Origin of the sequence: Brevundimonas aurantiaca, assembly GCF_014199955.1 — a bacterium.
Taxonomy (GTDB): domain Bacteria; phylum Pseudomonadota; class Alphaproteobacteria; order Caulobacterales; family Caulobacteraceae; genus Brevundimonas; species Brevundimonas aurantiaca.
Genome location: NZ_JACHOQ010000004.1, coordinates 34663 through 61060 on the forward strand (window position 1 = coordinate 34663; position 26398 = coordinate 61060).

27 protein-coding genes are annotated in these 26398 nt (G+C 69.2%); 11 read left to right on the forward strand and 16 right to left on the reverse strand.

All coding sequences use genetic code 11. The features are described 5' to 3' along the window. Positions 1–167 precede the first annotated feature (167 nt). Positions 168–416 carry a hypothetical protein gene (locus tag GGQ93_RS10165; RefSeq protein WP_183216767.1) on the forward strand — a complete coding sequence of 83 codons (249 nt, stop codon included), beginning with the start codon at positions 168–170 and terminating at the stop codon, positions 414–416. A gap of 64 nt (positions 417–480) precedes the next feature. On the opposite strand, the gene GGQ93_RS10170 is transcribed toward GGQ93_RS10165, so the two are convergent. The 4 genes from GGQ93_RS10170 to GGQ93_RS10185 form a co-directional block, all read right to left on the reverse strand. Beyond that, positions 481–1515: an endo-1,4-beta-xylanase gene (locus GGQ93_RS10170; protein WP_224764344.1), complete on the reverse strand. Its 1035-nt coding sequence runs from the start codon at positions 1513–1515 to the stop codon at positions 481–483. Between the two features lie 181 nt (positions 1516–1696). Beyond that, entirely contained in the window at positions 1697–2107 is a 411-nt protein-coding gene (locus GGQ93_RS10175) for a flagellar export protein FliJ (RefSeq protein WP_054764866.1), read from the reverse strand. 4 nt (positions 2108–2111) lie between these two features. Then, on the reverse strand, positions 2112–3455 hold the full coding sequence (gene fliI, locus GGQ93_RS10180) for a flagellar protein export ATPase FliI (RefSeq protein ID WP_183216771.1): 1344 nt from the start codon (positions 3453–3455) through the stop codon (positions 2112–2114). Between the two features lie 65 nt (positions 3456–3520). Continuing rightward, entirely contained in the window at positions 3521–4423 is a 903-nt protein-coding gene (locus GGQ93_RS10185) for an EamA family transporter (RefSeq protein ID WP_182714390.1), read from the reverse strand. An 85-nt stretch (positions 4424–4508) separates the two neighbouring features. Here GGQ93_RS10185 and GGQ93_RS10190 point away from each other — a divergent pair, with 85 nt between their 5' ends. After that, the gene (locus tag GGQ93_RS10190) at positions 4509–4988 is read left to right on the forward strand and encodes an Lrp/AsnC family transcriptional regulator (RefSeq protein WP_182714391.1); all 480 of its coding nucleotides are present in this window, start codon (positions 4509–4511) and stop codon (positions 4986–4988) included. Here the strand turns inward: GGQ93_RS10190 and GGQ93_RS10195 are convergent. Then, entirely contained in the window at positions 4985–6190 is a 1206-nt protein-coding gene (locus GGQ93_RS10195) for a carbohydrate porin (protein ID WP_183216773.1), read from the reverse strand. The two genes, GGQ93_RS10190 and GGQ93_RS10195, sit on opposite strands and share 4 nt — an antisense overlap. A 153-nt stretch (positions 6191–6343) precedes the next feature. On the opposite strand from GGQ93_RS10195, the gene GGQ93_RS10200 reads away from it, so the two are divergent. Continuing rightward, a complete protein-coding gene (locus GGQ93_RS10200) occupies positions 6344–8287 on the forward strand; it encodes a methyl-accepting chemotaxis protein (RefSeq protein WP_183216775.1) in 1944 nt (647 codons plus the stop codon). Here GGQ93_RS10200 and GGQ93_RS10205 read toward each other — a convergent pair. Further along, entirely contained in the window at positions 8284–9921 is a 1638-nt protein-coding gene (locus GGQ93_RS10205) for a DNA methyltransferase (RefSeq protein ID WP_183216777.1), read from the reverse strand. The genes GGQ93_RS10200 and GGQ93_RS10205 overlap by 4 nt on opposite strands. Before the next feature lie 221 nt (positions 9922–10142). Here GGQ93_RS10205 and cysK point away from each other — a divergent pair, with 221 nt between their 5' ends. From cysK to GGQ93_RS10220, 3 genes are all read left to right on the forward strand, one after another. After that, positions 10143–11129 carry a cysteine synthase A gene (gene cysK, locus GGQ93_RS10210; RefSeq protein WP_054764872.1) on the forward strand — a complete coding sequence of 329 codons (987 nt, stop codon included), beginning with the start codon at positions 10143–10145 and terminating at the stop codon, positions 11127–11129. 47 nt (positions 11130–11176) lie between these two features. After that, a complete protein-coding gene (locus GGQ93_RS10215) occupies positions 11177–12397 on the forward strand; it encodes a DUF2336 domain-containing protein (RefSeq protein ID WP_183216779.1) in 1221 nt (406 codons plus the stop codon). 149 nt (positions 12398–12546) lie between these two features. Further along, positions 12547–12975: a Ros/MucR family transcriptional regulator gene (locus tag GGQ93_RS10220; protein ID WP_054764874.1), complete on the forward strand. Its 429-nt coding sequence runs from the start codon at positions 12547–12549 to the stop codon at positions 12973–12975. Positions 12976–13086: 111 nt separating this feature from the next. On the opposite strand, the gene GGQ93_RS10225 is transcribed toward GGQ93_RS10220, so the two are convergent. The 7 genes from GGQ93_RS10225 to GGQ93_RS10255 all read right to left on the reverse strand — a co-directional run bounded on the left by GGQ93_RS10225 (position 13087) and on the right by GGQ93_RS10255 (position 20385). Then, entirely contained in the window at positions 13087–14205 is a 1119-nt protein-coding gene (locus GGQ93_RS10225; RefSeq protein WP_152949617.1) for a DUF2336 domain-containing protein, read from the reverse strand. Further along, positions 14202–15095 (reverse strand): hypothetical protein, encoded by an 894-nt coding sequence (locus tag GGQ93_RS10230; RefSeq protein ID WP_183216781.1) that lies wholly within the window; start codon positions 15093–15095, stop codon positions 14202–14204. The genes GGQ93_RS10225 and GGQ93_RS10230 overlap by 4 nt, the downstream gene beginning before the upstream one ends. A 35-nt stretch (positions 15096–15130) precedes the next feature. Beyond that, the gene (locus tag GGQ93_RS10235) at positions 15131–15901 is read right to left on the reverse strand and encodes an ABC transporter permease (RefSeq protein ID WP_054764877.1); all 771 of its coding nucleotides are present in this window, start codon (positions 15899–15901) and stop codon (positions 15131–15133) included. Continuing rightward, positions 15898–16668 carry an ABC transporter ATP-binding protein gene (locus GGQ93_RS10240; protein WP_183216783.1) on the reverse strand — a complete coding sequence of 257 codons (771 nt, stop codon included), beginning with the start codon at positions 16666–16668 and terminating at the stop codon, positions 15898–15900. The genes GGQ93_RS10235 and GGQ93_RS10240 overlap by 4 nt, the downstream gene beginning before the upstream one ends. Then, positions 16661–17704: an ABC transporter substrate-binding protein gene (locus GGQ93_RS10245; protein WP_183216785.1), complete on the reverse strand. Its 1044-nt coding sequence runs from the start codon at positions 17702–17704 to the stop codon at positions 16661–16663. Before GGQ93_RS10245 ends, GGQ93_RS10240 begins: the two co-directional genes overlap by 8 nt. A gap of 629 nt (positions 17705–18333) precedes the next feature. Beyond that, on the reverse strand, positions 18334–19314 hold the full coding sequence (locus GGQ93_RS10250; protein ID WP_183216787.1) for a sensor histidine kinase: 981 nt from the start codon (positions 19312–19314) through the stop codon (positions 18334–18336). 96 nt (positions 19315–19410) lie between these two features. Continuing rightward, the gene (locus GGQ93_RS10255) at positions 19411–20385 is read right to left on the reverse strand and encodes an alpha/beta hydrolase (RefSeq protein ID WP_183216789.1); all 975 of its coding nucleotides are present in this window, start codon (positions 20383–20385) and stop codon (positions 19411–19413) included. Between the two features lie 92 nt (positions 20386–20477). Between GGQ93_RS10255 and GGQ93_RS10260 the strand changes: the two genes are divergently transcribed. After that, positions 20478–20660, forward strand: a complete 183-nt coding sequence (locus tag GGQ93_RS10260; RefSeq protein ID WP_183216791.1) for a hypothetical protein — start codon at positions 20478–20480, stop codon at positions 20658–20660. On the opposite strand, the gene GGQ93_RS10265 is transcribed toward GGQ93_RS10260, so the two are convergent. From GGQ93_RS10265 to GGQ93_RS16490, 3 genes are all read right to left on the reverse strand, one after another. Then, positions 20657–21466: a hypothetical protein gene (locus GGQ93_RS10265; RefSeq protein ID WP_183216793.1), complete on the reverse strand. Its 810-nt coding sequence runs from the start codon at positions 21464–21466 to the stop codon at positions 20657–20659. The genes GGQ93_RS10260 and GGQ93_RS10265 overlap by 4 nt on opposite strands. Further along, a complete protein-coding gene (locus GGQ93_RS10270) occupies positions 21463–21684 on the reverse strand; it encodes a hypothetical protein (protein WP_054764883.1) in 222 nt (73 codons plus the stop codon). The genes GGQ93_RS10265 and GGQ93_RS10270 overlap by 4 nt, the downstream gene beginning before the upstream one ends. A 68-nt stretch (positions 21685–21752) precedes the next feature. Beyond that, on the reverse strand, positions 21753–23687 hold the full coding sequence (locus GGQ93_RS16490) for an ABC-F family ATP-binding cassette domain-containing protein (RefSeq protein ID WP_183216795.1): 1935 nt from the start codon (positions 23685–23687) through the stop codon (positions 21753–21755). Between the two features lie 150 nt (positions 23688–23837). Here GGQ93_RS16490 and GGQ93_RS10280 point away from each other — a divergent pair, with 150 nt between their 5' ends. The 4 genes from GGQ93_RS10280 to GGQ93_RS10295 all read left to right on the forward strand — a co-directional run bounded on the left by GGQ93_RS10280 (position 23838) and on the right by GGQ93_RS10295 (position 26398). Continuing rightward, entirely contained in the window at positions 23838–24416 is a 579-nt protein-coding gene (locus tag GGQ93_RS10280; RefSeq protein WP_183216797.1) for a TetR/AcrR family transcriptional regulator, read from the forward strand. Then, positions 24413–24751 carry a DMT family transporter gene (locus tag GGQ93_RS10285; RefSeq protein ID WP_054764885.1) on the forward strand — a complete coding sequence of 113 codons (339 nt, stop codon included), beginning with the start codon at positions 24413–24415 and terminating at the stop codon, positions 24749–24751. The genes GGQ93_RS10280 and GGQ93_RS10285 overlap by 4 nt, the downstream gene beginning before the upstream one ends. A 100-nt stretch (positions 24752–24851) precedes the next feature. After that, complete coding sequence (locus GGQ93_RS10290) at positions 24852–25898, forward strand: methyl-accepting chemotaxis protein (RefSeq protein ID WP_183216799.1); 1047 nt, start codon at positions 24852–24854, stop codon at positions 25896–25898. Between the two features lie 32 nt (positions 25899–25930). Beyond that, on the forward strand, positions 25931–26398 hold the full coding sequence (locus tag GGQ93_RS10295) for a YcgN family cysteine cluster protein (RefSeq protein ID WP_152949622.1): 468 nt from the start codon (positions 25931–25933) through the stop codon (positions 26396–26398).

Consider the following 26398-nt stretch of genomic DNA (forward strand, 5'->3'; position numbering starts at 1 on the left):
GTCTCTGTCCGCCCGGCTGATGGCGAAAAGGCGGCCGACACAGTCGGACACAAATCTCCGCCCCGCCGACACGGGCCGACACCGAACCGCCCATCGCCCGCCGGAGCCGGCGTCGAGAAACGGGTCGTCCGAAACGAACGGACGTTCTCAACACAGAGAGACTTCAGATGAAATCCTTCCGCACCTCCGCCGTCCTGGGCGCCCTGGCCGTCGTCGCCCTGAGCAGCGGCGCCGCCTTCGCCGGAACCGTCCCCGCCTCGGCCCCCGCTTCGGCCGCCGCCGCTGGCCGCGCCCCGGCCGCGACCGCCTCGACCGCCCATTCGACGACCTCGGCCGCCCGTCCGCAGCGTCCGGCCCGCCACAGCCGTCATCAGCGCGCCGAGACCCCGGCTCAAACGGCCAAGAAGAAGTCCTGAGACCCTGATCCGACTTCGGGCGGTCTCCCGGCCGACCGCCCGAAGCCGGTCTTTTCCCCCGACTTTAAGCGAACCCTTGGGCCAGGGCCGCCGCCATCGGCCCCGGTCGTCCCGCGCCGTCGAAGGGCAGGGGCCGGTCGCGCCCGTCGTCCTTGTCGCCCTGACGATACCAGCTGTCGGTGTCGCGCAGACCCCAGACGGTGAAGGCGAACCTCTGGGCCGCCGGCAGGGCTGTAAAGGCTTCCGCCAACTCCCGCACCCGCGCCGTCTGCAAGGCCGTGCGCTGACCTGCGCCGCGCAGGTCCAGCCGGTTCTCGGTCCGCAAGGTGCAGTCCAGCTCCGACACATGGATCGGCAGGCCGAACTGGGCCGCCTCGCGCATGAAGGTGCTGATCGCCCCCTCGGGGATGTCGATCCAAAGATGCGACTGCAGCCCCAGCCCCTGAAGCGGACACCCCGCCTTCAACAGCCGCTCGACCAGTTTCAGGAACTGGATGCCCTTGGCCGGCACGCTTTCCTGATTGTATTCGTTGAGGAACAGCACCGCGTCCGGATCGGCCGCCCGCGCCTGTTCGAAGGCGCGCAGAATATAGCCGTCGTGGCCGTATCGGGCGCTCCAGTGGCAGTCGCGCAGGCCCGAGCCGTCGTCCAGAATCGGCTCATTGACCACGTCCCAGCTGCGGACCTTGCCGCGATACCGGCCGGCCACGGCGGCGACATAGCCGTCGAAGGCCCGGTCGAAGGCCGCGCCGGACAGGCCCGCAAAGGCCTCGGCCCCTTGCGAATACCAGATCAGGGTGTGGCCGTGCAGGGCCATGCCGTTGCGGGCAGCGAAGGCGGCGATCCGGTCCGACCGGTCGAACCGGGGCCGGTCCAGCCCGTCGGCCAGGACATATTCCATCTTCATCTCCCACTCGGGCGTGAGTTGACAGACCTGGGCGCGGGCCAGGGCGACCCAGTCGGGGTCGTCGATCTGCATCGCCTTGATCGCCGTGCCGAACGGGGCGGGGGCGACGGACTTCAGCGCGGGAAGGTTCGGCGGCGTCGGTTCGGCCGAGGTGCGGTCGCAGGCGGCCAGGGCCAGCGACGAGGCGATCACGGCGCGGCGAGAGAGACCAAACCCTCTCCCGCTTGCGGGAGAGGTGGCCCGGCGTTCGCGAAGCGAACCAGGATCGGAGAGGGACGTGCTGCTCAACAGAAGACTTCCCCCATCGTCAGCCGTCTCGCTCCGCTCGACGAGCTGACACTTCCCCCGCAAGCGGGGGAAGGTCTGAGAGTCCTCAGACCGCACGCTTCCGCAGGCCCAGCTCGTCGAAGGCGGCGGTTTCGCGCTTGGCGATGGCGATCAGCTTGTTCAGCCGGGTGGTTTCGGCGACGTGTTCGAACTTCTTCAGCTCTTCGAAGGCGCCCGTCAGGGCGTCGCGGGCCCCGGCCTCTTCGGCGTCGATGACGCTCAGATCGCTTTCGGCGGCGGCGCGGCGGGCCTTCCAGCCGTTCAGATAGGCGGCCAGCATCATATTGGCGTCGGCGTCCAGGCGTGCGCGCTCGCGCTCCACCTCGACCTCGGCGTCCAGAACCGCCAGCCGCATCTCGGCCGTGGCCCGGCGTGCGCTGACCTCGGCCAGGCGCTTTTGCAGGGTTTCGACCTCATAGTTGGAGATGCGGATCAGGGATTGGGCCCAAGCGGTCATTTCGTCACTCTCTGATCATGCCTTGGTTCAGAATAGTCTCCAGCCGGGTAAAGGAATCGGAAAGACGGGTGACGTCGTCCTTGTCCTGGCTCAGAAACTCTTCCAGCGCGGGGTTCAGGGCGATGGCCCGGTCCACGATCGGGTCGGCGCCGGTGCGGTAGGCGCCGATCTTGATCAGCTCCTCCATATTGCCATAGGCCGACAGACACTGGCGGGCGCGCTTGTTCAGCTCGCGCTCGGGCAGGGTCTGGCAGGCGGGCATGGTCCGGCTGACGGATTTCAGCACGTCGATGGCGGGGAAACGCCCGCGCTCGGCGATCTTACGGTCCATCACGATATGGCCGTCCAGAATGCCGCGCACGGCGTCGGCGATGGGCTCGTCATGGTCGCCCCCGTCCACCAGGACGGTGAACAGGGCGGTGATGGGCGCGGCCGTCGTGCCGTCGGGCCGGATCGGCCCCGGCCCGGCCCGCTCCAAGAGCTTGGGCAGTTCGGTGAAGACGGTGGGGGTATAGCCCTTGGTCGTCGGCGGCTCGCCCGCCGCCAGGCCGATCTCGCGCTGGGCCATGGCGAAACGGGTGACGCTGTCCATCAGGCACAGGACCTCCAGGTCCTGATCACGCAGGAACTCGGCGATGGCCATGGTCATATAGGCCGACTGGCGGCGTTTCAGGGCCGGCTCGTCACTGGTGGCGACCACGACGACGGCGCGTCTCAGCCCCTCTTCGCCCAGGGTCTCTTCAACGAACTCGCGCACTTCGCGGCCCCGTTCGCCGATCAGGCCGACCACGACCGCGTCGCAGCTGGCCTGTTTGGCCAGCATGGACAAAAGCACCGACTTGCCCACGCCGGAACCCGCGAAGATGCCCAGCCGCTGGCCCCGGCAGGTGGTGGTGAAGACGTCCATGGCCCTGACCCCCAGGTCCAGCCGCTCGCCCACCCGGCCGCGCGAATGGGCCGGGGGCGGCGGCGTGCGCAGGGGATAGGGCGCCGGCCCCTGGGGCAGGGGGCCCAGGCCGTCGATGGGATTGCCGAAGGCGTCGATGATGCGGCCCAGCCAGGCGGTGGTCGGGCGCACGCTGGCGGCCTGGTCGACGATGCGGATCTCGGCGCCGGGCGCCACCCCCTCGACCGGGCCGAACGGCATCAACAGGGCCTTGGCGTCGCGGAACCCCACCACCTCGGCCGGCAGGGGCTCCAGCCCGCGCCGCCCGATCTCGGCCCGCGCCCCGACCGCCAGCCGCGACAGGCCGCCTCGCGACTCGATCAGCAGGCCCGACACCCCCGCGACCTTGCCGGTGACGACCAGGGGGTCGATCGCTTCGACGGCGGCGACGAGATTATGCAAGACGAACCCCAGAAACAGGCGTTAACCGTTTGCGCCATCATGGTTAACGGGGGGTGAAGGGGGGGTTAAACCGGATCTCCTGCGACCGGCGTCTCCCGCGTCGTCGCGATGGCCCCGACCGAGGCGATGACGATGGCGGCGATGGCGATCCATTGCTGGCCGGTCAGATGTTCGTGCAGGACGATCAGGCCGGCCAGGGCGCCGATGGCGGGTTCGGCGCTGAGCACCACGCCGAAGGTGCGTTTGGGAATGCCGCGCAGGGCCACCATCTCCAGCGAATAGGGCAGGGCGCTGGAGAAGATCGCCACCGCCAGGCCGGCGACGACGATGGCCGGGTTGAACAGGGCCGCCCCGGCGTGGGCGAGGCCGAAGGGGACGACGACCATCGCCGCCACGCTCATGCCCAGGGCCACCGACTGGCCCGGATGCAAATGGGTCAGCCGCTTGCCGAAGATGATGTACAGCGCCCAGCACAGGCCGGCGAAGGCGGCCAGGGCCACGCCGACCGGGTCCAGCGATCCCGCTCCGCCCTTCAGCGGCAGCAGCAGGCCCAGGCCCAGCACAGCGAAACCGACGCAGACGAAATGGATCGGCCGGCGCGAATGGATCAGGGCCAGGCTGAGCGGCCCGATGAATTCGATGGCGATGGCCACGCCCAGCGGAATGGTGCGCAGCGCCATGTAGAAGCTCAGATTCATGGCCCCCAGGACGGCGCCGTACAGGACGACGGCCTTCAGATCGGCCCGGGTCAGGGCGAACCGCCAGGGCCGGAACACCAGAACCAGCAGCAGGGCCGAGATCCCGACGCGATAGGCGGTGGCCCCCTGCGCCCCGATCACCGGAAACAGGCTCTTGGCGAAGGATGTGCCCCCCGCCAGGATCATCATCCCCGCGAACAGGGCGGCGTAGGGGATCAGCCGCGCGATCAGCGGGGACTGCAGGCTCGGGCTCAGGCTGGGCGCGGTCATGGGACGAGAGATAGCCCAAAGCCGCTTGCGTATCTCGCCGATTTCCGGCCTCCTTGCGCCGAAAAGCGGCGTTAAAGAGCATGATATGACGGATTTCGTCACCCTGGACGAGTTTGACCGGCGGCTGCTGGCGCGGGCGCGGCGCGACAATCAGGAGCCGGCGCGGGTCACGGCCCAGGCGGTGGGCCTGTCGGAATCGGCGGTGCTGCGGCGGATGCGGCGCCTCCGGGCCGAAGGGGTCATCGTCGCCGACGTCGCCCTGGTCGATCCGGCCCGGATCAAGCCGCGCATCGTCCTGCATGTGCTGGTCGAGATGAACACTCAGGATCGCAAGGTCATGACCGCCTTCCAGCAGGCCATGAGGGCCAGTCCCGAGGTCCAGGGCGCCTGGGACGTGACGGGCGAGACCGACTATCTGCTGACCGTGGCCGTCCCGACCATGGCCGATTACGAAGCCTTCGGCATCCGCGAACTGGTCCCGGAAAAGGGGGTCCGCAGCTATCGCAGCATGATCGTGATCCGCGAGGTGGTCGGCTTCGACCCCGCCCGCGCCGTGGTGGATTAATAGAGGGCGGTCGTGATCCGCAGCGCGACCACCACCACCGTGTCGGCGTCGCGCAGACCCCCGGCGTAGCGGATCAGCTGGACGTCCGGCTGGAGGGTGAAACGGCCGATCCGGTCGGCGTAGGTCAGTTCCAGCCCCTCTTCGTAATGGGCGGGGTCGTCGCCGGCGTCGGCGATGTTGGCGCGGCCCTTGTCGGACAGCCAGCCCTGATGGACGCCCAAGGAGACCTGGCTGTCGGGGCGGCCCGCCCAGACCTGGCTGACCAGGACGCCGGCCTGCCAGCCGCCTTCGAAATCGGTGGTGTCCCCGTCCGAGGCGCCGATCCGGCCGAACAGATCGACCTGGGGCCCGTCCGGGTTCGCCGTCCCATAGACCCGCCCCTCGGCCAGGGCGTAGGCGCCGCGCGCCAGGCTCTGGGCCGGTTCGCCGTCGGGCGTCAGGTCGCGGATGTCGTCCTGATGCTGGTCATAGCGCCAGACGCCGACGGCGTAGCGGCCCGCCCCGTTGACGCGGCCCCCGACCTCGACGATGCCCAGGACGCCGTGATCCAGGGTGGTGGCCACCCCGCCCCGGTCGCCGATGGTGCGGGCGTCGGCGTTCACCACCGCGCCTTGAGCGTAAAAGGTCTCGACGTCCCCGATCCGCAGCCGCGCCGCCAGGGAGGTGGAGGGGAAGATGGCCGGGCCGTTCGGACCGGTGGAGGCCAGTTCCGAGCCGATGCCGAACGGCGGCGCCAGCAGCAGGCCCGAGGCCTCGGTGGCGTAGAATTCGCTGTTCAGATCATAAAGCCCGCCCAGCAGGCTTCCCCAGCCCAGGTCCTGTTCGATCCAGGCCTCATACAGTCGTGCGCCCTGGGCGGCGACCTCGATATTGTCGACCCCTTGCAGGGTTCCGGCCAGGGCGTTGGGCTCGCCCCCGCCGTTGTAAAGGCCCGACAGATGCAGCCGCGCGCCGCGCCAGCCCCAGGCCCGTTCCAGATCCCCGTCCAGGCTGACGCTCAGATTGTCCAGATAGCGGCCCGCCCGCGCGGCCCCGCCCGAGACGACGCCCGTGACGTCGGCGGTGTATTCGGCCGCGAAGGCCCAGGTCGGTTCGATCTCCGTCTCGGCCTGGGCCAGGGCGAAGGTCGGCGCCGCGACGGCGGCCAGACCGGCCAGGGCCGCCAGACGGCGGAGAAGGGAGCGGGGCTTAGCATTCTGCATGGCCGGAAGTCCGTGATGTTGAACCTCCAGCCTAGCTTCGGAAGGTGAACACGGACCTTCGCATTACATTGGGGGCAAGCCGTATCGGACCGGCAACGGCGCGTTAACCCAAACTCCCGTAACCCCGTTCGGAATTGTGTGGGAGCGCGCGCGATGAACTGGACGATCGGCAAGAAGGTGACGGCGACCGGGATCGCGGTCCTGGTCCTCTCCGTCGGCACCGCCGGCCTGGGGTTGAAGATGAACGCCGACCTGGGCGACGCCCTGGACCGGGCGACGGTCTCGGCCTCGATCCTGCGCAACCATATGCAGGCCGACATGATGCACGACGCCCTGCGCTCCGACGTCTTCGGGGCGCTGCTGTCGTCGGACCCGGCCAACGGCGTCGATCCCGCCGAGATGAAGGCCGGGTTGAAGGAGCACCGCGAGACGTTCGAGGCCGCCGTCGCCGAAAACACGCAGCTGGCCACCGATCCCGAGCTGAAGGCTGCGCTTCAGGAGGTGGAGGCGCCGCTTCGCACCTATGTCCAGGCTGCGGGCCAGATGGTCGATCTGGCTGAAGCCGATCCCGCCGCCGCCCAGCGGCGCATGGGCGAGTTCCAGGAACAGTTCGGCGTGCTGGAAACCGCCATGGGCGCCGCCGCCGAGAAGATCGAGGCCGAGGCCCAGTCCGACGCCGCCGCCGCCGAGGCGACGGCCGCCGTCAGCCGCATCGTCATGATCGCGGCCGTCATCGCCGCCATGCTGATCAGCGCCGGCCTGATCCTGGCGGGGGTGCGCGGCATGGTGGCGCCGATCCGCCGCCTGACCGACGATCTGCGCGCCCTGGCCCAGGGCCGGACCGAGGTCAAACTGGGCGAGGCCGCCCGCAAGGACGAGATCGGCGACATCGCCCGCGCCGTGGTCGACATCCAGGCCCTGATCGCCGCCCGCGTCCGGGCCGAGGCCGATCAGGCCGAACAACTGCGGCTGAAGGACGAACAGGGCCGCCGCGCCGAGGAGGCGACGCGCGAGGCGACCGCCCGCGAACAGGCCGCCATCGTCGCCGGCCTGGGCCATGGGCTGGAGGCCCTGGCGCGCGCCGACCTGACCTATCGCATCGTCGATCCCTTCCCGGCCGCCTATGAACGGCTGCGCACCGACTTCAACGGGGCGGTGGACGGGCTGCAACAGGCCATCGCCACCATCGCCGCCAATACGGGCGCCATCAATGCGGGCGCCGCCGAAATCGCCAAGGCCGCCGACGACCTGTCGCGCCGCACCGAACAGCAGGCCGCCAGCCTGGAGGAGACCGCCGCCGCCCTGGATCAGGTCACGGCCACGGTGCGCGCCACCGCCTCAGGCGCGGTCCAGGCCGCCGGCGCCGTTCAGGCCGCCCGCGACGACGCCGACAAGAGCGGTTCGGTGGTGCGCGACGCCGTCGCCGCCATGGGCGAGATCGAACGCTCGTCCAGCCAGATCAGCCAGATCATCGGCGTCATCGACGAGATCGCCTTCCAGACCAATCTCCTGGCCCTGAACGCCGGGGTCGAGGCGGCGCGGGCCGGCGAAAGCGGCCGCGGCTTCGCCGTGGTGGCCTCCGAGGTGCGCGCCCTGGCCGAACGCTCGGCCGACGCCGCCAAGGAGATCAAGGGGTTGATCACCCAATCGACCGCCCAGGTCGGATCGGGCGTCAAACTGGTGACCGAGACCGGCGCAGCCCTGGACCGGATCGTGGCCCATGTCGCCCAGATCGAAAGCCTGGTGACCGACATCTCCGCCTCGGCCGCCGAACAGGCCACCGGCCTGGCCGAGGTCAATACGGCCGTCAATCAGATGGACCAGATGACCCAGCAGAACGCCGCCATGGTCGAACAGTCCACCGCCGCCAGCCACGCCCTGTCCCAGGAGGCCGACGGCCTGCACGCCGCCGTCGCCCGCTTCAAGGTCGGCGCCGCCGCCCCCGCCGCCGCCCGCAGTTCCACCCCGACGCCCGTCGCGGTCACGCCCCCGCCGTCCCCCTCGGCCGCCGTCACGGCCTTGAAGAGCGTCGGCCGCGGCGGCGCCGCCCCCGCCCCCTCCGCCGCCCCGGACGAGGACGGCTGGGAGGCGTTCTAAAGCAGTGTGCCCTGGGTGTTCGGGGCGGCCTCGCGCTTTGCCTTCTTGAATACGCTGGGATCGAGCCAGGGCATTTCGGGCCGTTTGCCGTCGAACAACTGTTCGATGGTCAGAATCTGCACCTTCGGATAGGTCCGCCCTCCGGCTTCGTAGAAGCCCGCCGCCGCCGCCCGCGCCACCATCGGCTTCGTAGGCGGCAGCAGGGTGACGAACAGACCCATCTGCGCGCCCTCGTGGTCGATGGTGGTGATCAGATCCTTGACCTGGGGGTCCGAGACCCCGCCGCCCTTGACCGAGACGATGGCCTTGCCCGTAACGGTCTTGGAGCCCGCCCCGTCGTCGGACGGAACCTGGAAATAGACATAGCCGTCCACCCCGCCGTCGGCGCCCTTGCGTCCGCCCTTGTAGGGCACGGCGTTGTCGATCATCGATAGGGCCCACAGCTGGAACTGGTGCTTGTCGGCCTGGGCCAGGGCCTTGGCGGCGTCCAGGTCGCGGGGCGTGCCCAGAACCTGGAATTGCGCCAAGGGAAAGGCGTCCCGCAGCCGCCGCTGAATCAGGCCGACCGCCAGATGGGTGACGTCGATGCCGATCCAGCGCCGGTTCATCTTCTGCGCCGCATGGACCGTGGTGCCGCAGCCGCAGAAGGGGTCGAGCACCACGTCGCCCTCGTTAGACGAGGCCGCGAGGATGCGTTCGAGCAACGCGACCGGTTTTTGGGTGGGATAGCCGAGGCGTTCCTGGGCTTGCGAGTTGATAGGAGAAATGTCGTCCCACAGATTCTGCAGCGGCTTTCCTCGTCTCTCGTCGAGGAAGATTTTCATTCTAATGCGACCTTCTGCAGACTTCGGGAAGTGAAGAAGGCCTTTGGCGTCATACTCGGCCATTAGTTCGCGAGAAATTGACCAGCCGTTAGGGTGGGGTTGAAATCCCTTGTATTCATAGGTCAGATTTGGACGAGGGCTGGGGCTTCTCAAGTCGCGCGTTGTGTATCGGCGTCCGCTTTGATCTATCGATGTATATTTGCTATCGGTATGTTTTTGAGATAATTCTATGAATTGCCGGTTCCAAGTCGGTTTTTCTGTTTTGGAATAAAACAGGATAGTATCCGTTACATCGCCATATCCGGTTGATGCATCTCCATGTGAGCTAGTTCTTTTCCAAATGATTTCGTTTTTATAAAATTTCGGCCCAAACACAGCATCCAGCAGCAACTTCAGATAATGGCTCGCCGTGGGGTCGCAGTGCAGATACAGCGACCCCGTCGGCTTCAGCACCCGGTGCAGTTCCAGCAGACGCACCGCCATCATGGAAAGATAGGCCATCATGTCATTGGTCCCCAGGAAGGACCGCATGGCCGACAGCATGTTGGCGGCGTCCGAATTGCCCGATTGCAGCACCTCGGCATAGGCGCGCTCGGCCGTGACGTTCCAGTGCCAGGTGTCCTCGAACGCCTCGATCTGGCTCTGCGACTGCTCCCCGCCCGGCGCCCGAAACAGGACATTGTAGTTGGCGTTCGAGTTGAACGGCGGGTCCAGATAGATCAGGTCCACGCTCTCATCGGCCACATGTTCGCGCAGTATGGTCAGGTTGTCGCCGTAGAACAGCGTGTTATTGGTCGGCGTCTGGCGCATGAATCCCCCGGCTGCGTCCTTTTCCCCCGCTTCGCCCCAGGGTGGCAAGGTCCGATGGGACACGTTGGGGCGAGGTCGGCTGCATAATGTGGCGGCATGTGGCGGCGCCTCTTCTGACGGTCGGCCGTAGAAATCATCGCCTCTGACCCCTTGCGGATCGGACGCGCCGTCTATCTGTTACGCATCCTGAACGACCCGTCCCCTACCCCGGAGCCCGCCCCATGTCCGACTTCCACTATGATGCGTCCCGTCACGTGAAGAAGGGCCGGGGCAAGGTCTATGACACCATCGTCGACACCATCGGCGACACCCCCCTGGTGCGGCTGCCGCGCCTGTCGGCCGAGCTGGCGCCGGTCGAAGGGGCGACGGTCCTGGCCAAGCTGGAGTTCTTCAACCCGATCGCGTCTGTGAAGGACCGGATCGGCGTGGCCATGGTCGAGGCGCTGGAGGCGGCGGGCAAGATCACGCCCGAGACCGTCCTGATCGAACCGACCAGCGGCAACACCGGCATCGCCCTGGCCTTCGTCGCCGCCGCCAAGGGGCTGAAGCTGATCCTGTGCATGCCCGAGAGCATGTCGATCGAACGGCGCAAGATGCTGGCCCTGCTGGGCGCCCAGCTGGAGCTGACCCCGGCTGAAAAAGGGATGAAGGGCGCCATCGCCCGGGCCGAGGAGCTGCTGGCCTCCACGCCCGGCGCCGTCAGCCCGTCCCAGTTCGAAAACCTGGCCAATCCGGCCATCCACCGCGCCACAACGGCCGAGGAGATCTGGAACGACACCGACGGGGCGGTGGATGTGGTGGTCGCCGGCGTCGGCACCGGCGGCACCATTTCGGGCGTGGGCCAGGCCCTGAAGGCCAAGAAGCCCTCGATCCGCATGATCGCGGTCGAGCCCGAGGCCTCGCCCGTCCTGTCCGGCGGCGCGCCGGGCCCGCACAAGATCCAGGGCATCGGCGCCGGCTTCGTCCCGGCCATCTATGATCCGTCGGTGGTGGACGGGGTGGAGCAGGTGTCGAACGACGAGGCCTTCGACATGGCCCGCAAGGCGGCCCGGCTGGAGGGAATTCCGGTCGGCATCAGCTCGGGCGCGGCCCTGGTCGCCGCCTTCCGTCTGGCGGCCCGGCCCGAGAGCGCGGGCCAGACCATCGTGGTGGTCATCCCCTCCTTCGCCGAACGCTATCTGTCGACCGCCCTGTTCGAAGGCCTGTGAGGATCGGCGATACTTCGGCTTAACCCGCCAGGTTTTAGGGTGGCGCCATGAGCCAGCCGCCAACCTTGATCGAGGAAGAGGAGGCCGGGCCGCCGCCGTTGAGGGCGCGCCGGGCCCTGCTGAAACGGCTGGCCGACGTGGTCTCCCTGCCCGCCAGCCGGATCAACGCCTTCGAACGGTCGGTGGTCGGGGACCTGCTGGTCGACATGCTGCGCCTCGCCTCGCCGGAGGAGCGTCGCCGGGTGGCGGGGCGGCTGGCCGCCCTGGCCGAACTGCCCGACGCCCTGGCCCGGCTGCTGCTGCGCGACGAGATCGAGATCGCCCAGGTGCTGATCGAACAGTGCGCCGCCCTCAGCGACGCCGATCTGGTCGCCTGCGCCCGCGAAGCGGGCGCCGAGCACCGGCGCGTCATGGCCGCGCGGCGCGGCCTGTCGGAAATCGTCTGCGAGACCCTGGTCGGTTTCGGCGAGCCGGAGGTGATCGAGACCTTGCTGCGCAACTCGACCGCCCGCCTGTCCCAGGCCGGGATCGAGACGGTGGTGGCCCTCAGCCGGACCCACCCGGGCCTGTGCGGCGGCCTGCTGAAACGGCCGGAGCTGCGGCCGTCGGGGGCCTATGTGATGTTCTGGTGGTGCGGCGCCGATGATCGGCGCACCATCCTCCAGCGCTTCGGCGTCTCGCGCGACGTCATGCAGGAGGTCGCTGAGGACGTCTTTCCCATGGCGGCGAGCGAGGGCTGGGCCGATCCGGTCGCGCGCAAGGCCCTGCAGTTCATCGAACGGCGCCAGCGCAACCGCGCCGCTATCGAAAAGAGCCCCTTCGACAGTCTGGAACAGGCGGTCGCCACGGCCGCCCGCGACGGCCTGTCGCGCGAGATCGCCAGTGAAATCGCCTATCTGTCCGGGATCAAACCCCTGACGGGGGCCAAGATCCTGGGCGACGCGGGGGGCGAACCCCTGGCCATATTGTGTAAGGCGACCGGTCTGTCCAAGACCGACGTCCACAACTTGTGGAGATCCATGCGTCGCCCCGAGGTTCAGCCTGACGGCTCGGTTCATCCCGACTGGGAGAGGGTTCAGATCACCTATGACCTGCTGGCGGTTGATCGGGCCCAGACGGTATTGCGTTACTGGAACTGGTCGCTGTCATCGGCCCTGACGCCGGCGCTGTTGCAGGCTATTCGGGCCGGGGATGATGAACAGGTGGATGAATATTCAGCCCCGGAACGAGCGGCGATGCTGGCCTTGGCCGAAGACTTCGGCCGCTGATCCCTGTCAGCTTTCCGCGAAGCTTTTCCGCCGAAAATCGGCGTTTCCTTCTGCGATTGCTTTTGCCGACCAATAACTCTATGAGACTGGTGTGAAAACGCGGCTGGCGTTTCAGTCGAGTTGAATAGAATCAGAAAGCGACGCAAGGCATGGAAGAAAAGCCCGAACTGCTCGAGATGACCGCCGACATCGTATCGGCCTATGTCGGCAACAACACCGTCACGGCTGAGGCCCTTCCGGCGTTGATCGCTAATATTCACGCCGCCCTGTCGGGTGTTTCGAGCGGTCCGGTCGAGGCCGAGCCGGAACCCAAGGAACCGGCGGTGCCGATTCGCAAGTCCATCAACCCCGATTTCCTGATCTGCCTGGAAGACGGCCGCAAGTTCAAGTCGCTGAAGCGCCATCTGCGCACCAAATACGACATGAGCCCGGAAGAATACCGCGCCAAGTGGAACCTGCCGAAGGACTATCCCATGGTCGCGCCGAACTACGCCAAGGCGCGTTCCGAACTGGCCAAGCAGATGGGCCTGGGCCAGGGCGGCCGTAAGCCGGCCCGCGCGCCGCGCGCCAAGAAGTAAGCCCGGACTGATCGGTATAGAACGCCCGCCTCCTTCCAGAGGCGGGCGTTTTTGTTTGGATGAGGCGCATCTCTCACTCCCGGCAGGGAAAGGGAGAGCGACCTGTCGGAATCAGGCCGCCTGGGCGACGCGGCGCATGCGCCAGAAGCGCAGGGTGCGCCCGGCGGCCTCCGTGGTCAGTTCGCCGTACATCCGGCCATAGGCGGCGGCCTTGCCCATCGGGTTGGAATCCGCGCCCAGCAGCGACACCGCATAGGTCAGGAAGATGGCCCGGTCGATGTCGGCCGCCTTGCAGACCACGGCCAGGGCGTCCAGGTCGCGGCGATCGACGATGCCGCGCGCGGTGTGGAAGTCGATGTCGGCCAGGCGCGACAGGGCGACCAGGAAAGGGGTCCGGCCCTTGGACCGCAGGAAACGGATCAGCACCTGGGGCGTCAGCTGGCCGGCTGCATGCAGTTCTTCGACATAGGCCTGGCTCTCGGCGTAGTCGGGCGGCAGGGCGCCGTCGCTGGTGGCGACGCGGGTGCGCCCGGCCGCCAGGGCCGCCTCCAGCAGGGCCGGGTCCAGGCTGGCGTTCTGCTCCAGGATCTGGTGGCGCAGCCGGGCCTCCACGACGAAATACATTTCGTTCAGCAGGTCGATCGGCAGGCCCTTGCGCTCGACTGCGGGGGCGTGAAGCGCCGGATTGACCTTGGCCCGCTCGACCGCCGTCTCGGAGGCGGCGCGCGACAGCCGGGCGCCGTCGTTGCGCAACAGGGCGCCCAGGGTGTGGTCGTCGCCGCGCGCCACGATGATTTCGGACACCGCCTCGGGCACCTCGACCCGGCCGGATACGGCCCGCAGATGGTCCTGGCCGTGTTTGGAGACCACGCCGATCAGATCGGCGTCGGTCAGGACGGTGGAGCCGCGCAGCACCGGCTCGGCCACCTCGATCGCATCATGGGCCAGCCGTTTGATCAGGCTGTGGGGCGCATCGGGCGCGACGGCGAACCGCGCGGCCAGTTCGGCCCGAACCGCGACCTCCATGTCTTCGCACAGGGTTTCCAGCACGGCGCCGTAGAGGTCGGTCTCGGCCGCGCTGTGCTCGACGTCGCCGAAGAACTGGTCGGTCAGTTCGCGCAGCAGCAGGCGGCGCTTCTCGCTGGACGCCTCTTCCGCAAGGGCGATCAGCTGGGGCAGGCGCGAGGCCTTGATCGCCTCGGCGTCTTCGGGGGGCAGGGCTTCGCTCATGAGCGTTCGTCCACGGCGTCGGACCCGCCCGCCGACGGCGGGGCGGCTCGCACCGAGCCGTCGCGATTGCGGATCAGGGCCGGCGGGCCGTCGGGCTGAGCCAGGTCCGCCGAGGACGGCGTCTGGCTCATCTCGACCGGCAGGGCGTCCAGATAGACCGGTTGCGCCTGGGGGATGGGGTCAGGACGATGACCCGCCTGGCGATGGACGGAATAGAAGCGGGCCCCCTGGGGAACGGCCGAGGGGACAGAGGCGAGCGGCGACGCCTCGGCCTGAACGGCGGCCGTCTGAACCGGCGGCGTCGCGGCCGGGGCGGCGGCGGCCATGCTTGTCTGCGTCAGGCGGAAGATCGGGGCGTCGCGGCGAGGCGCCATGGGATCGCCCAGGGCGTCGGCCTGGGGCGCCGGTTGGGGCGCGTTCTGGGGGGGCGGCGCGACCCGGACCGCAGCGGCCTGGACGACTGGGGCCTGGACGACTGGGGCTTGAACAGGTTCCGGCTGCGCAGAAGCGACTTGAACGGGAGCGGGCTGGGGCGTCGTCGCCTCATAGGGGCGGGGCTGCGACACCGGCTGGGACGCGACGGCGGGCGAGAGCCAGTCGCTGGCGGGGGTCAGGCCCCGCCGGGCAGCGACGGCCGTGGAGGCTGGGGCGTCCAGCCGGGCCAGGGGAAGCGCGGCAAGAGTCGCGCGCGGAGCGGTCGTCCGAGCGGACGAGGCGCGGGCGTCGGGGCCGCGGGCGACCGGCGGCTTGCCGGGCCAGGACAGATAGCGCAGCCCCTCGGACGTCGTGGCGACCTGGGCCGCAGCCGCGCCCGCGCCCATAAGGGCCGCGAACAGGACGCTGGACAGGAGCAGGACAGGGCGCAAGAGACGGCCTCGGGCGAATGACATCGGGCAAGCCTAGGCGGCCATCGCTTAATCCGCCGCTAACGGCGGACCCGGATTCGCACCGTCACGATTCGCTCGACCAATCCCACGGCCGCGTTCAGCGCCAGGCCCAGCAGGGTCAGGCACAGAACCCCGGCCAGCATCTCGGCGGTCCGCAGCCGGTTTCCGGCCTCCAGCAGGCGCCAGGCCAGCCCCTGGGTGGCGCCCGAGCCCGAGACGAACTCGGCCACCACGGCGCCGATGACAGCGAGGCCCGCCGCGACCCGCAAACCTTCCAGCGCAAAGGGCAGGGCCGAGGGCAGGCGCAGCCGCCACAGCCGCTGCAGGGGCGTGGCGCCATAGAGGTCGAACAGCCGCTCCAGATCCGGATCGGCCGACTTCAGCCCCGTCAGGACGCCCGAGAACAGGGGAAAGAAGGCGACCAGGGCGGCCAGGGCGACCACCGCCCGGTCGGCGTGGTCCAGCCCGGCCCAGATCAGGACCAGGGGGGCGACGGCCACCACCGGCGTGACCTGAAGCGCCACCGCCAGGGGCCGCACCGCCCGCTCGGCCGAGGCGTGCAGCGACACCATAAGCGCCAGGCCGCCCCCGACCAAGCCCGCGACGATCAGGGCCTGGACCGCCATGACGAAGGTGATCCAGGCGGAGGCGGCCAGACGCGGCCCCGCCTCGATCAGGGCGGCGGCCACGGCGCTGGGCGGCGGCAGGAAATAGGGCGGCAGGTCCAGAAGACGGCAGGCCCCCTCCCAGGCCGCCAGCAGGACGACGCCCAGCAGCAGGGGCGGGATCAGCTCGGCCGACCGCCTCACGCCGCAGTCTCCGCCGTCTGAGACGTCATCGCCGCCTCCAGGGCCTCGGCCGTCGTCTCCACGGCCTGACGATAGGCGGGATCGGCGCGCCAGCGGGCGGGGCGCGGCGGGGCGCACGGCGTGGGCAGATCGGCGACGGGCCGGCCGGTCGCCGCCTCCAGCACCACGATCCGCTGCGCCAGATAGACGGCCTCCTCGACGTCATGGGTGACGAATACGACGGCGGGGCGGGGGTCGGCCGCAGCCCACAGGGCGTGCAGATCCTCGATCAGACGGCGGCGGGTGACGCTGTCCAGGGCGGCGAAGGGCTCGTCCAGCAGCAGAAGCTCGGGCCCCGTCACCAGTGCGCGGGCCAGGGCGACGCGCATGGCCATGCCGCCCGACAGTTCCGACGGCCGGGCGTCCAGCCGGTCGCCCAGACCGACGGCGCTCAGGGCGGCGGCCGCCCGCTCGCGCGCCTCGGCGCGGGGTCGTCCCGCCAGCTCCAGCGGCAGGGCGACATTGGCCTGGGCGTCGGCCCAGGGCGTCAGGGTCGGACTCTGGAAGACGAAGCCGGTGCGGCCCGGTCCGACGGCGCGCGTGACGGTTCCGGCGCTGGGCGACTGGAGCCCGGCCAGCAGGCGCAAGGTCGTGGACTTGCCTGCGCCCGAGGCGCCGACCAGGGCGACGATCTCGCCCCGCGCCACGATCAGGTCCAGCGGCCCCAGCGCGCCGCGCCCGGCCAGATCGACCGTCGCTCCGCGCAGGGCGGCGATGGGCTCAGCCACGGCCCGGCAGATAGTTGTCGGTGAAGGCCTCGCGCCAGTTCAGGCCCGGATCGAAGACGCCCGCCTGGCTGGTCACGTCGAAGAAGGCCTGCCAGCGGTCGGCCGTCATGGCGCCCAGGCCGTAGAGCGCCGCGTCGCCCCCGTCGACGATGGCGTTGTCGCGCAGCTTCTGCCGGGCCTGGTCCAGGATGGCCTGGGTCATCTCCGGATTGTCCTTGCGGATCAGGGCGTCGCCCGGCGCCGGATCGCCCCGTAGATAGTCGCGCCAGCCCTCCGCCGAGGCGGCGATGAAGCTGCGCAGGGCCGCCGCATTGTCCCGCGCGAAGGCGTTGGGGGCCAGGACCATGGCGGCGTAGGAGGGATAGCCCTCGTCGGCCAGCAGGAAGACCTTGGGCTCGAAACCCGCCTCCTGTTCGATGGTGTAGGGTTCGCTGGTCAGATAGCCCTGCTGCACCGCCCGCTCGTCGGCCAGGAACGGCGCCAGGTTGAAGGTGTATTTGCGCACCTGATCGTCGGTGAAGCCGTATTTGGCCTTCAGCCAGACCCAGAAGGCGTTGATCGAGGCGTCGGCCAGCAGGAAGGGGCGGCCCTTCAGGTCGGCGATCGTCTCCAGCGCCGGGTCCGGGTGGGCGATCAGGACCTGGGGGTCCTTCTGGAAGAAGGCGGCGACGGCCTTAACGGGCGCGCCGGCCGCGACCAGATTCATCGGGATGAAGCTGTTGGACCCCATGCCCAGTTCGACGGCGCCGGAGGCCAGCAGTTGCGGCACGTTCACGCCCGGTCCGCCCTGGACGATCTGGACGTTCAGCCCGCGCTTCTCATAGGCGCCGGTCGCCAGGGCCTGATAGAAGCCGCCCTGTTCGGCCTGGGCGCGCCAGTCGGTGGCGAAGCGCAGCCGCACCCGGCCCTGTTCGTCCACCGGCGCCTCGGACCGGCCGCAGCCCCTCAGGCCCAGGGCCGCCCCCGCGACCACGGCCGCCCCGCCCGCGAGCAGGGCGCGGCGACGGCTCAGCAGGCGATTCCCACGCTGGATCATGGCCCTGCTTTACGAGGGGAAGGCGGCCTTGGGAAGGCGGGGGAGCGATGAAGCCGTATCCGACGGCGGCGACCGCGCAGCGTCCCAATTGAGCGAGGGGACGAAGCGTGCGGGGGAGCCCGTGTGCTTCGTCCCCTCGCCAAGTCCGGGTTGGACTTGGCCGGGTGGGTTCGGACCTCGGCCTGGGCGTCGTCGGGGCGGGAGCCCGCGAGGACGGTCGGCTGTATCCTGTCGCGCCCCTGGTCTCAGGCGTTCCGCGGATTGCGTCCGCGTCGTCCGTCGATCCCGATCCGGTTCTCCCTGCGTCCGCCGGTCCTGAAGACCGTCGAAGGCCGGAAGCCTGGATCCCGCCTGACGTCCGTTACGATCCTGAAGATCGCCCGTTACGCCGGGTCGGAGAGCCGGGCCGGTCCGCTTGAAGCCGGGGTCTCCCCCGTTTTCCGCGCCGCCGTGTCCCTCGGCCTGTTGACGTTCTCGCGAAAGCCGGTATGAGGCAAGCGCCCGAACTCGCCCCGATGTGCATGACCGGCCCGGCGGCGGTGGACAAGCCTGTGAACATCGGTGGACGGATCAAATTCGCTTTTGCGGATCAGGGCTTTGCGTCTTCCACAGAAACGGAAGCCGGGCGATCAGTGATCGGCGGGACGCGGATAGGTCAGGCGGCACAGGGCGCCGGGCGCGCCGTCGACCAGACTGAACCGACCGCGCAGCTGTTCGGTCAGGCCCAGAACGATCCGCAGGCCCAGGCTGCGGCTCTGGCCGGGGTCGAAGGCGGGCGGCGGGCCGCAGCCGTCGTCACGCACCTCCAGCCGGCGCTCCCCGTCCGCCTCGTACAGGCGGATTTCGATCCGGCCGGGGCGGCCGGGGAAGGCGTGCTCCAGGGCGTTGTTGACGCATTCCAGCAGGATCAGGGCGACCGGCGTGGCCTCTTCCGCCGTCAGGGCGTGGCAGGCGCGCTCGACCTCGATCGTCACATCCGTGCGGCCCGTGGCCTCCAGGGCGTCGGCGACCAGACGGCGGGCCAGGTCGTCGAAGGGGGCGGCGGCGCCGTCGGCGTCCAACAGGCTGCGCTGCACCTTGGCGATCAGGGCGGTGCGGGCCGCAGCCTCCGACAGGACGCGCCGGGCCGTCTCGTCCCGGGTCATGCCGGCCTCCAGCCGCAGCAGGCTGGAGACCACCTGGATGTTGTTGGACACCCGGTGCTGGACCTCCTTCAGCAAGAGGTCGCGGCTCTCGGCCAGGGCGGCGTTGCGCGCCACCTCGCGCTTCAGACCGTCGGTCGCCGCATTCATGCCGACGATGAAGAAGATGTCGACCGCCACCACGAAGACGTAGAAGGCCAGGGCCAGGCCGGTCGCTGCGCTCCAGTCGAACCCCGGCGCCCCGATCCAGAACCACCAGGCGCTGAGGCCCGACAGGACGGCGGTCAGGATCGCCGGCCCCAGTCCGCAGAAATAGGCGATCACCACCACGGCCGGGAAGAAGGTCAGATAGGGGAAGCCCGGCGGGAACCAGTCGGCCAGGGCCATGCGCACCCCGAACGCGGTCAGCCAGGCGCAGACCGCCAGGCCGTAGCCATAGAGGGGGCGGCGAAACAGGACCGGGTTCAAAGCCTCACTTCTCCCCGATTCCCGCGTCCGGATCGCGCGGTGGTGAAGGTTTGGGAGGTAAGGGAAATCCCTCAGTCCCACAATCGGGAATTTTCCTTAGGACTTCAGGTGTCTGTTGAGCCAGTGACGGACGGCCGCCCGCGCCCCGCGCGCGGCCGGGCCGCCGAAATGCAGGAAGCCGTGGGGCGCCTCGGGGACGCGGATCAGATCGGCGTCCGACGCCTCGCCCCAGCGGGTCGCCATCAGCAGACTGTCTTCGAACAGGGGGTCGTATTCCCCAACCAGGAAAAGGGCGGGCGACAGGCCCTCGAGGTCGGCGTAGAGGGGCGAGACGTCGGGCCGGCGCAAGGCCTCCTCGTCGCGGTCGGGCGCCAGCCGCGCCAGATCCGCCTGCATGGTCGGGCCGTCGAACAGCAGGGTCTCGGGTCCCGCCGAGCGGACGTCCTCGGTTCCCGAGAGGTCGAAGACCCCATAGGTGAAGACGCAGCCTTTGACCTTGTCGATCAGGCCCTGGTCGCGCAGGGCGACGGCGGTCAGGGCCGCCAGATGGCCGCCGGCGGATTCCCCGGTCAGAAAGACGGTCGCGGCGCCCAGATCGTCGACATGGGTCACGGTCCAGTGGGCGGCGGCCAGGCAGTCGGCGATGGCGGCGTCGATATAGACGCCGCGCCGTTCGGACAGCAGGCGGTAATCGACCGAGACGACGCAGAAGCCGTGCCGGGCCAGATGGGCGTTCAGCCGGTCGTTCAGCCCGGCGCTGCCCAGAACCCAGCCGCCGCCGTGAATGTCCAGCACCACGGCGCGGGGCGGGCCTTCGGGCCGAAGGATGCGCAAGGGAACGGGCGTCTCGCCGTCGGTCTGGCGGATTTCGACGGTGACGCCGCGCTTGCGCAGGCGGGGAACGGTGACGGCCCCGGCGGCCGCGTCCAACCACAGGGACAGGCGCTGGCCCGCCTCGATCCGCCAGGGGTCGGTCCGCAGACGCGGGGCGCGGGCCAGGACGGCGTTGATCCGCCGCACCGCCGCCTGCTGGGCCGGGGGAAAGTCGACGACATGGGTGGAAAGGGTCATGAGGCTGGAGTGGGTAAGGGCGGCTTTGGTTTCAAGGGCGGAGGTTTCGGAAGGTCTCGTCAGCCGAAAGAAACCCGGCTAACGTCCGCCCCATGAAGAAGCTCACCCCCTTCGGCGTTCTGCTGATCTTCGGCCTGATCGGCCTGCTCACCGACAAGTTCGGCCTGTGGTTCGCCTTCGGCCTGGTCGCCTTCATCGTGGTCGGTGTGATGCAGAACCGGGGAGCGGGAAAGACGCCGCCTGAGGATCAGGACGGCGGACCGGCGCAGGGCTAGACGACCGTTCCGTCCGCCGGACGAGGACTGGGCTTGCGCTGAAAGACGACCTGAAGCGCCACATTCTTGATCTGCGACCGTTCGATCAGCAGCAGGGGAATGGGCGCCGCGCGGGCCATCACCCTGTGACTGAGGCTGGTCTTTGTGGGCTCCAGCCGGAAGGCTTGGCAGTTCTTCAGGGTCAGGGCGACGATCTGCTTGTCGGTGTCGAGAGACAGGCTGGCGACCTCGCCCTCATAGCCGACCCAGCCGTTCTCGGTCTCCATGTCGGTCACCACATAGGCGGCCAGATGCTTGTCGTAGGCGGCTTCGGGACTGAGCTGAACCAGGGTCGAAGCCCAGCCGCCGTACAGAAATCGGAACAGGGGGACCGCAGGCTGGGGCGGCTCAAGCCGAGCCCGAGCGATGCTGGTCCGCTCCGCACGGCCGATCGCCCACCGCATGACCAGATAGGCGCCGATCGAAAGGACCAGGAGGACGAACAGCAGCGACCAGACCTCAAGTCCGAGGAAGGGGTCGGTCTTGGGCGGGGCGGCCCGGAAATAGGCGTAAGGATTGGGGTTCCACGGCGGACGCAAGGCCGGAAGGGAGTAGGCGACGCCGTCCCCCAGGACGAAGACGAAGGCCGCCGCCGCATGGGCCGTCAGGGCGCCGAAGATGACGATGGACAGGGCGGTGAAGGAGTTGGGGGCAGGTGGGGCCGGCGCCACCACCTTGCCGCCGCCCGAGGTGTAGAGGGCGGCGAACACCGCCAGACCTGGAGCCAGGATGAACAGCGCCCAGGCGACCCCGAGCGTGACGGTCAAACGGCGCGCGCCGGGGTCTTGGCCTGCATCTTGGCCTGAGCCTGGGCGGGCGCCTCGGCCTGAGCGGTGGTCGCGACAGAGGGCGGCGCGGGCAGGATGACGACGCCGTCGTCGCGACGCTCGCCCTTGGCGATGGCGGCCGACCAGCTGCCGTACTGTTCGACGATCCTGCGACCGGCGCGCAGGGTCTCTTCAGAAGCGATCTGCATCGTCGACATGGAGTCTCCTTCAGGGCTTCACCCTAGCATGAGATTGGGTTTGGCGCATCCGATTCAAGCGGCGCCCCTCACCCAGCCAGGGCCGCCTTCTTCTCTTCCAGCTCCAGCCATTCCATCTCGGCGGATTCCAGCTCGGCGCGGGCCTTTTCGGCGGCCTTCATGGCGGCGTCGAAGGCCTTGGGGTCGCGGGCGTAGAGGTCGGGGTCCGACAGGGCGGCGTCGTGGCGGGCGATGGTCGCGGGCAGGGTTTCGATCAGCTTTTCCAGCTCTTCCAGACGGCGGGCGTCCTTGTAGGAGAGTTTGGCGGTCTTCTTTTGAGGGGCGGGCGACACGGTCTCCTCGGCCGCCCCCGTCCGGCCGCTTCGCGGCCTGCCCTCCCCCGAGGGGGAGGGAGAATTCTGTAGGAAGCCCGGATTCTGGCGGATGAAGTCGGTCCAGCCGCCGGGGGTTTCGACGATTTCGCCGCGGCCGTTCAGGGCCAGGGTGGAGGTCGCCAGCCGGTCGATGAAGTCGCGGTCGTGGGAGACCAGGATCAGGGTGCCGTCATAGCCCTCCAGCAGCTCTTCGAGCTTGTCGAGCGTGTCCATGTCCAGGTCGTTGGTCGGTTCGTCGAGGACCAGCAGATTGGCGGGCTTGGCCAGGGCGCGAGCCAGGAGCAGGCGATTGCGTTCGCCGCCCGACAGGGTCGAGATCGGCTGACGCAGCTGGGCCTCGGAGAAGAGGAACTCCTTGGCGTAGGCGGCGACGTGTTTGGACACGCCACGCACCAGGATGGAGTCCCCCCCGCCGGGCGTCAGGGCGTCCCACAGGGTCATGTCGGACTTCAGCCCCTCGCGCGACTGATCCAGATAGACGGGCTCCAGATTGGCGCCCAGGCGGACCGTGCCTTCGTCAGGGGGCAGTTCGCCCAGCAGGGTCTTGACCAGGGTGGTCTTGCCCGCCCCGTTGGGGCCGACGATGCCCAGACGATCGCCGCGCATGATGCGGGTGGTCAGGTTTTTGAACAGGGTGCGGCGGGCAGGAAGTGGCGAGTGGCGAGTGGCGAGTGGCGAGAGCGACGGGTCCTGCTCGGCGGTCGGGGCGGCGGAGCCATCGCTCGCCACGCGCGACTCGCCACTCGCCACTGTGTCGAACCCCTTCGACACCCCCTTGATCTCGGCGACCAGCTTGCCCGAGGTCGCGCCGGAATCGACGCCCAGGGACAGTTCGCGCGGGACGTCCTTCATCTTCTCGGCCCGTTCGGCGCGCATGGCCTGGAGGGCGCGGGCGCGGCCCTCGTTGCGGCTGCGGCGGGCGGTGATGGAGCGGTAGAAGGTCTCGGTCTCGCGCTCGATGGTCTTGGTCAGGCGACGCAGGGATTCCGCCTCCTCCTCCAGCGTCTTGGCGGCCCAGTCGTCGAACTCGACGAAGCCCTTGTTCAGGGTGCGGACGCGGCGGCCCTCCAGCCAGTGAACGGTGTCGGTGACCCGGTTCAGGAAGGCGCGGTCGTGGCTGACGACCAGAAGGGCGAACCGGGCCGAGATCAGCTCGGTCTCCAGAAGCTCGATGGCGAGGATGTCGAGGTGGTTGGTCGGCTCGTCCAGCAGGAGCAGATCGGGCTCCTCGGCGAAGGCCTTGGCGAGCGCCGCCCGGCGGGTTTCGCCGCCCGACAGCCCTTGGGTGGACTTGGCCGGGTCCAGGCCGAAGGTGGTCAGCCAGGCCTCGGCGGTCCAGGGCTCGGCCTCGCCGGACGAGGCGTAGTCCAGCAAGGTTTCGCCGGTGATGATCGGCTCCTGCGGCACATAGGCGAAACGGGTGGCGGACTGGACCGAGCGGTCGCCGCTGTCGGGCTCGATCAGCCCCATGACCACCTTCATCAGGGTGGACTTGCCCGCCCCGTTGCGGCCCACCAGGGCGGCGCGGCTGCGGGGTTCGACCGCCAGATCGACGCCGTCGAACAGGGGGCGGGGGCCGTCCTGAAGGCGGACGTCCTTGAGCGCGACGAGAGGGGGTCTGGCGGCCATCTGACTTTCGATCCTCCCTGGGGAGGCTGTACGGGCGGGGAAGGGGCGGGAAGGGCGTTGATCTAAGGGCTGGAGGGCCGAGACGCCACCGGAAAGATCGTCCAGCGGCGCCCAGCTTGACAGTTACCGTCCGGCCGGTATGTAGCGTTTATGGACACCCCCTCCCGCCGCCGCGCGCCCGATCAGACCCGCGCCGAAATCATCGACAAGGCCCTGGAGGTCGCCGCCGAACTGGGGGCGACGGGCTTCACCCTGGATGCGGTGGCGGCGCGCACCCGCGTCAGCAAGGGCGCCCTGCTGCACCACTTTCCCAGCAAGACCGCCCTGTTGGAGGGGATGATCGATCATCTGGGGGCCATGCATGTGGAGAGCGTCCTGGCCGAGGCGGCGCGCGATCCGGAGCCCTACGGCCGCAACGCCCGCGCCTATCTGAGGGTGACGGTCAATGAGCCGGTGACCTTGCAGGACGTCAGCATCGGCCGGGTCGTCCTGGCCGCCTTCGCCCTCGATCCCAGCCTGGTGCTGCGCTGGAAGGCCTGGATGGACCGGATCAAGATCGATGATCCCAATGATCCGGTCGGGGCCGACGACGCCCTGATGCTGCGGCTGATCGCCGACGGCCTGTGGATGTCGGACCTGTTCGGCCTGCATCAGGTCTCGGACGAGCAGCGCAAGGCCCTGCTGTCCCTGCTGACGCCGGGCCATACGATCACGGCCAACGAGCCGTGAGCCCCGTCACCTGGGCCGCCCTCTTGGCCGCCATCGCCTGCGAAGTGGCGGGCACCAGCCTGCTTCAGGCCTCGCAGCAGTTCACCCGGCCCTGGCCGACGGCGGGGACGGCGGTCTGCTACGGCCTGGCCTTCTATCTGCTGTCGGTGGCCCTGAAGCAGATGCCGGTGGGGATCGCCTATGCGATCTGGAGCGGCCTGGGGGTGGTGGCGATCTCGGTGATCGGCGCCGTGGCCTTTCGCCAGAGGCTGGATGCGCCCGCGATGCTCGGCCTGGCCCTGATCGTCGGCGGGGTGGTGGTGATCCAGTTGTTTTCCAAGAGCATGGCTCACTGAGCCGTGGTTATCTGGCGTTAAGTTTTATCGTCCTAGCCTTCGCGCTTGCCTCGGTTCGCCCGCCTCCCCTTGTGGCGCGCCGGGCGGGACGGGGGTCTCCATGAGTGAAGCGGACGCGGGCGTCAGGCCCGAGCGTATTCTCGAACTGTCTGAGCGGCTGAACGCCGTGGCGGGCGAGAAGATCGGCGAGATCGCCTCGGTCAACCGGGCCTCCAAGATGCTGGTGGTCAACGCCCAGGTGGTGGCCGCCCGCAGCGGCGAGGCCGGGCGCAGCTTCATGGTGGTGGCCGAGGAGTTCAAGCGCATCTCGGGCCAGATCGACGACATCGCCGGCGCCCTGGAGCAGCAGGTGCGGGGCGACCTGACCGAGCTGTCGGCCATCGGCGGGGCGATCCTGGGCCAGCTGCGGGGCCAGAGGCTGGCGGACCTGGCGCTGAACGCCATCGAGATCATCGACCGGAACCTGTACGAGCGGACCTGCGACGTGCGCTGGTGGGCGACCGACAGCGCCGTGGTGGATTGCGTCGCCCAGCCGGACGCGGCCAAGGCGGACCACGCCGGCCGCCGGCTGAAGGTCATTCTGGACGCCTACACCGTCTATCTGGACCTTTGGATCTGCGACAGGGCCGGGACGATCGTCGCCAACGGTCGGCCGGACCGCTATCCGGTCAGGGGTCAGTCGGCGCGGGAGATGGCCTGGTTCCGCGACGCCCTGGCGACCAAGTCGGGCGACGATTTCGCCGTGGCGGACATCGCCCGGCTGGAGGCGTTGAACGGGGCGCCGACGGCGACCTACGCCACCGCCATCCGACAGGGCGGCCTGGCGAACGGGGCGGCGATCGGGGTTCTGGGCGTCCATTTCGACTGGCAGGCCCAGGCCCAGACGGTGGTGGACGGGGTGCGGCTGACGCCCGACGAAAAGGCCCGGACGCGGGTGCTGCTGCTGGACCAGAAGCACCGCGTCCTGGCGGCCTCGGACGGGGTCGGGGTGCTGAGCGAGACGGTCAAGCTGGACGTCGCGGGCGGCGTCATGGGCAGCTACGCCAAGGGGGACCGGACCGTCGGCTACGCCCGCACGCCGGGCTATGAGACCTATCAGGGTCTGGGGTGGTATGGATGCCTGGTCCAGGACGCGGCCGCCATCTGATGGCCGCATCCGTCGATTAGGCGCCCCGTCCGATGATGCCCGCTTCCCCCCGACCCTATTGGGAAACCAAGACCCTGGCCGAGATGACCCCGGCCGAGTGGGAGGGGCTGTGCGACGGCTGCGGCCTGTGCTGCGTCATCCGGTTCGAGGACGAGGACACGGGCGAGGTGATCCCGACGCGGGTCCACTGCCGGCTGTTCGATCCGAACGCCTGCGCCTGTTCGGACTATGCGAACCGCAAGGCCCATGTGCCGGACTGCATCAAGCTGACGCCGCACAATATCGAGGCGCTGGAGTGGATGCCCCTGTCCTGCGCCTATCGCCGGCTGCACGAGGGGCGGCCGCTGGCGGCCTGGCATCCGCTGGTCTCGGGCGATCCCGAGACGGTGCATACGGCCGGGGTTTCGGTCCGGGGACAGACGATCTCGGAACTGGCCCTGGCCGAGCCGGAAGACGCCCTGGACTTCGAGGCGCCCGAATGGATGGTCGAGCGGGGGTGA

Bases quoted from the DNA above. Each gene is read 5' to 3' on its own strand.
- GGQ93_RS10200 (WP_183216775.1), top strand. From the start codon at position 6,344: ATGAACTGGACGATCGGCAAGAAGGTGACGGCGACCGGGATCGCGGTC.
- GGQ93_RS10260 (WP_183216791.1), top strand. From the start codon at position 20,478: ATGAAGAAGCTCACCCCCTTCGGCGTTCTGCTGATCTTCGGCCTGATC.
- GGQ93_RS10290 (WP_183216799.1), top strand. From the start codon at position 24,852: ATGAGTGAAGCGGACGCGGGCGTCAGGCCCGAGCGTATTCTCGAACTG.
- GGQ93_RS10270 (WP_054764883.1), bottom strand. From the start codon at position 21,684: ATGTCGACGATGCAGATCGCTTCTGAAGAGACCCTGCGCGCCGGTCGC.
- GGQ93_RS10190 (WP_182714391.1), top strand. From the start codon at position 4,509: ATGACGGATTTCGTCACCCTGGACGAGTTTGACCGGCGGCTGCTGGCG.
- GGQ93_RS10220 (WP_054764874.1), top strand. From the start codon at position 12,547: ATGGAAGAAAAGCCCGAACTGCTCGAGATGACCGCCGACATCGTATCG.
- GGQ93_RS10295 (WP_152949622.1), top strand. From the start codon at position 25,931: ATGATGCCCGCTTCCCCCCGACCCTATTGGGAAACCAAGACCCTGGCC.
- GGQ93_RS16490 (WP_183216795.1), bottom strand. From the start codon at position 23,687: ATGGCCGCCAGACCCCCTCTCGTCGCGCTCAAGGACGTCCGCCTTCAG.
- GGQ93_RS10215 (WP_183216779.1), top strand. From the start codon at position 11,177: ATGAGCCAGCCGCCAACCTTGATCGAGGAAGAGGAGGCCGGGCCGCCG.
- GGQ93_RS10255 (WP_183216789.1), bottom strand. From the start codon at position 20,385: ATGACCCTTTCCACCCATGTCGTCGACTTTCCCCCGGCCCAGCAGGCG.
- GGQ93_RS10165 (WP_183216767.1), top strand. From the start codon at position 168: ATGAAATCCTTCCGCACCTCCGCCGTCCTGGGCGCCCTGGCCGTCGTC.
- GGQ93_RS10205 (WP_183216777.1), bottom strand. From the start codon at position 9,921: ATGCGCCAGACGCCGACCAATAACACGCTGTTCTACGGCGACAACCTG.
- GGQ93_RS10195 (WP_183216773.1), bottom strand. From the start codon at position 6,190: ATGCAGAATGCTAAGCCCCGCTCCCTTCTCCGCCGTCTGGCGGCCCTG.
- GGQ93_RS10280 (WP_183216797.1), top strand. From the start codon at position 23,838: ATGGACACCCCCTCCCGCCGCCGCGCGCCCGATCAGACCCGCGCCGAA.
- GGQ93_RS10245 (WP_183216785.1), bottom strand. From the start codon at position 17,704: ATGATCCAGCGTGGGAATCGCCTGCTGAGCCGTCGCCGCGCCCTGCTC.
- GGQ93_RS10175 (WP_054764866.1), bottom strand. From the start codon at position 2,107: ATGACCGCTTGGGCCCAATCCCTGATCCGCATCTCCAACTATGAGGTC.
- cysK (WP_054764872.1), top strand. From the start codon at position 10,143: ATGTCCGACTTCCACTATGATGCGTCCCGTCACGTGAAGAAGGGCCGG.
- GGQ93_RS10230 (WP_183216781.1), bottom strand. From the start codon at position 15,095: ATGTCATTCGCCCGAGGCCGTCTCTTGCGCCCTGTCCTGCTCCTGTCC.
- GGQ93_RS10225 (WP_152949617.1), bottom strand. From the start codon at position 14,205: ATGAGCGAAGCCCTGCCCCCCGAAGACGCCGAGGCGATCAAGGCCTCG.
- GGQ93_RS10185 (WP_182714390.1), bottom strand. From the start codon at position 4,423: ATGACCGCGCCCAGCCTGAGCCCGAGCCTGCAGTCCCCGCTGATCGCG.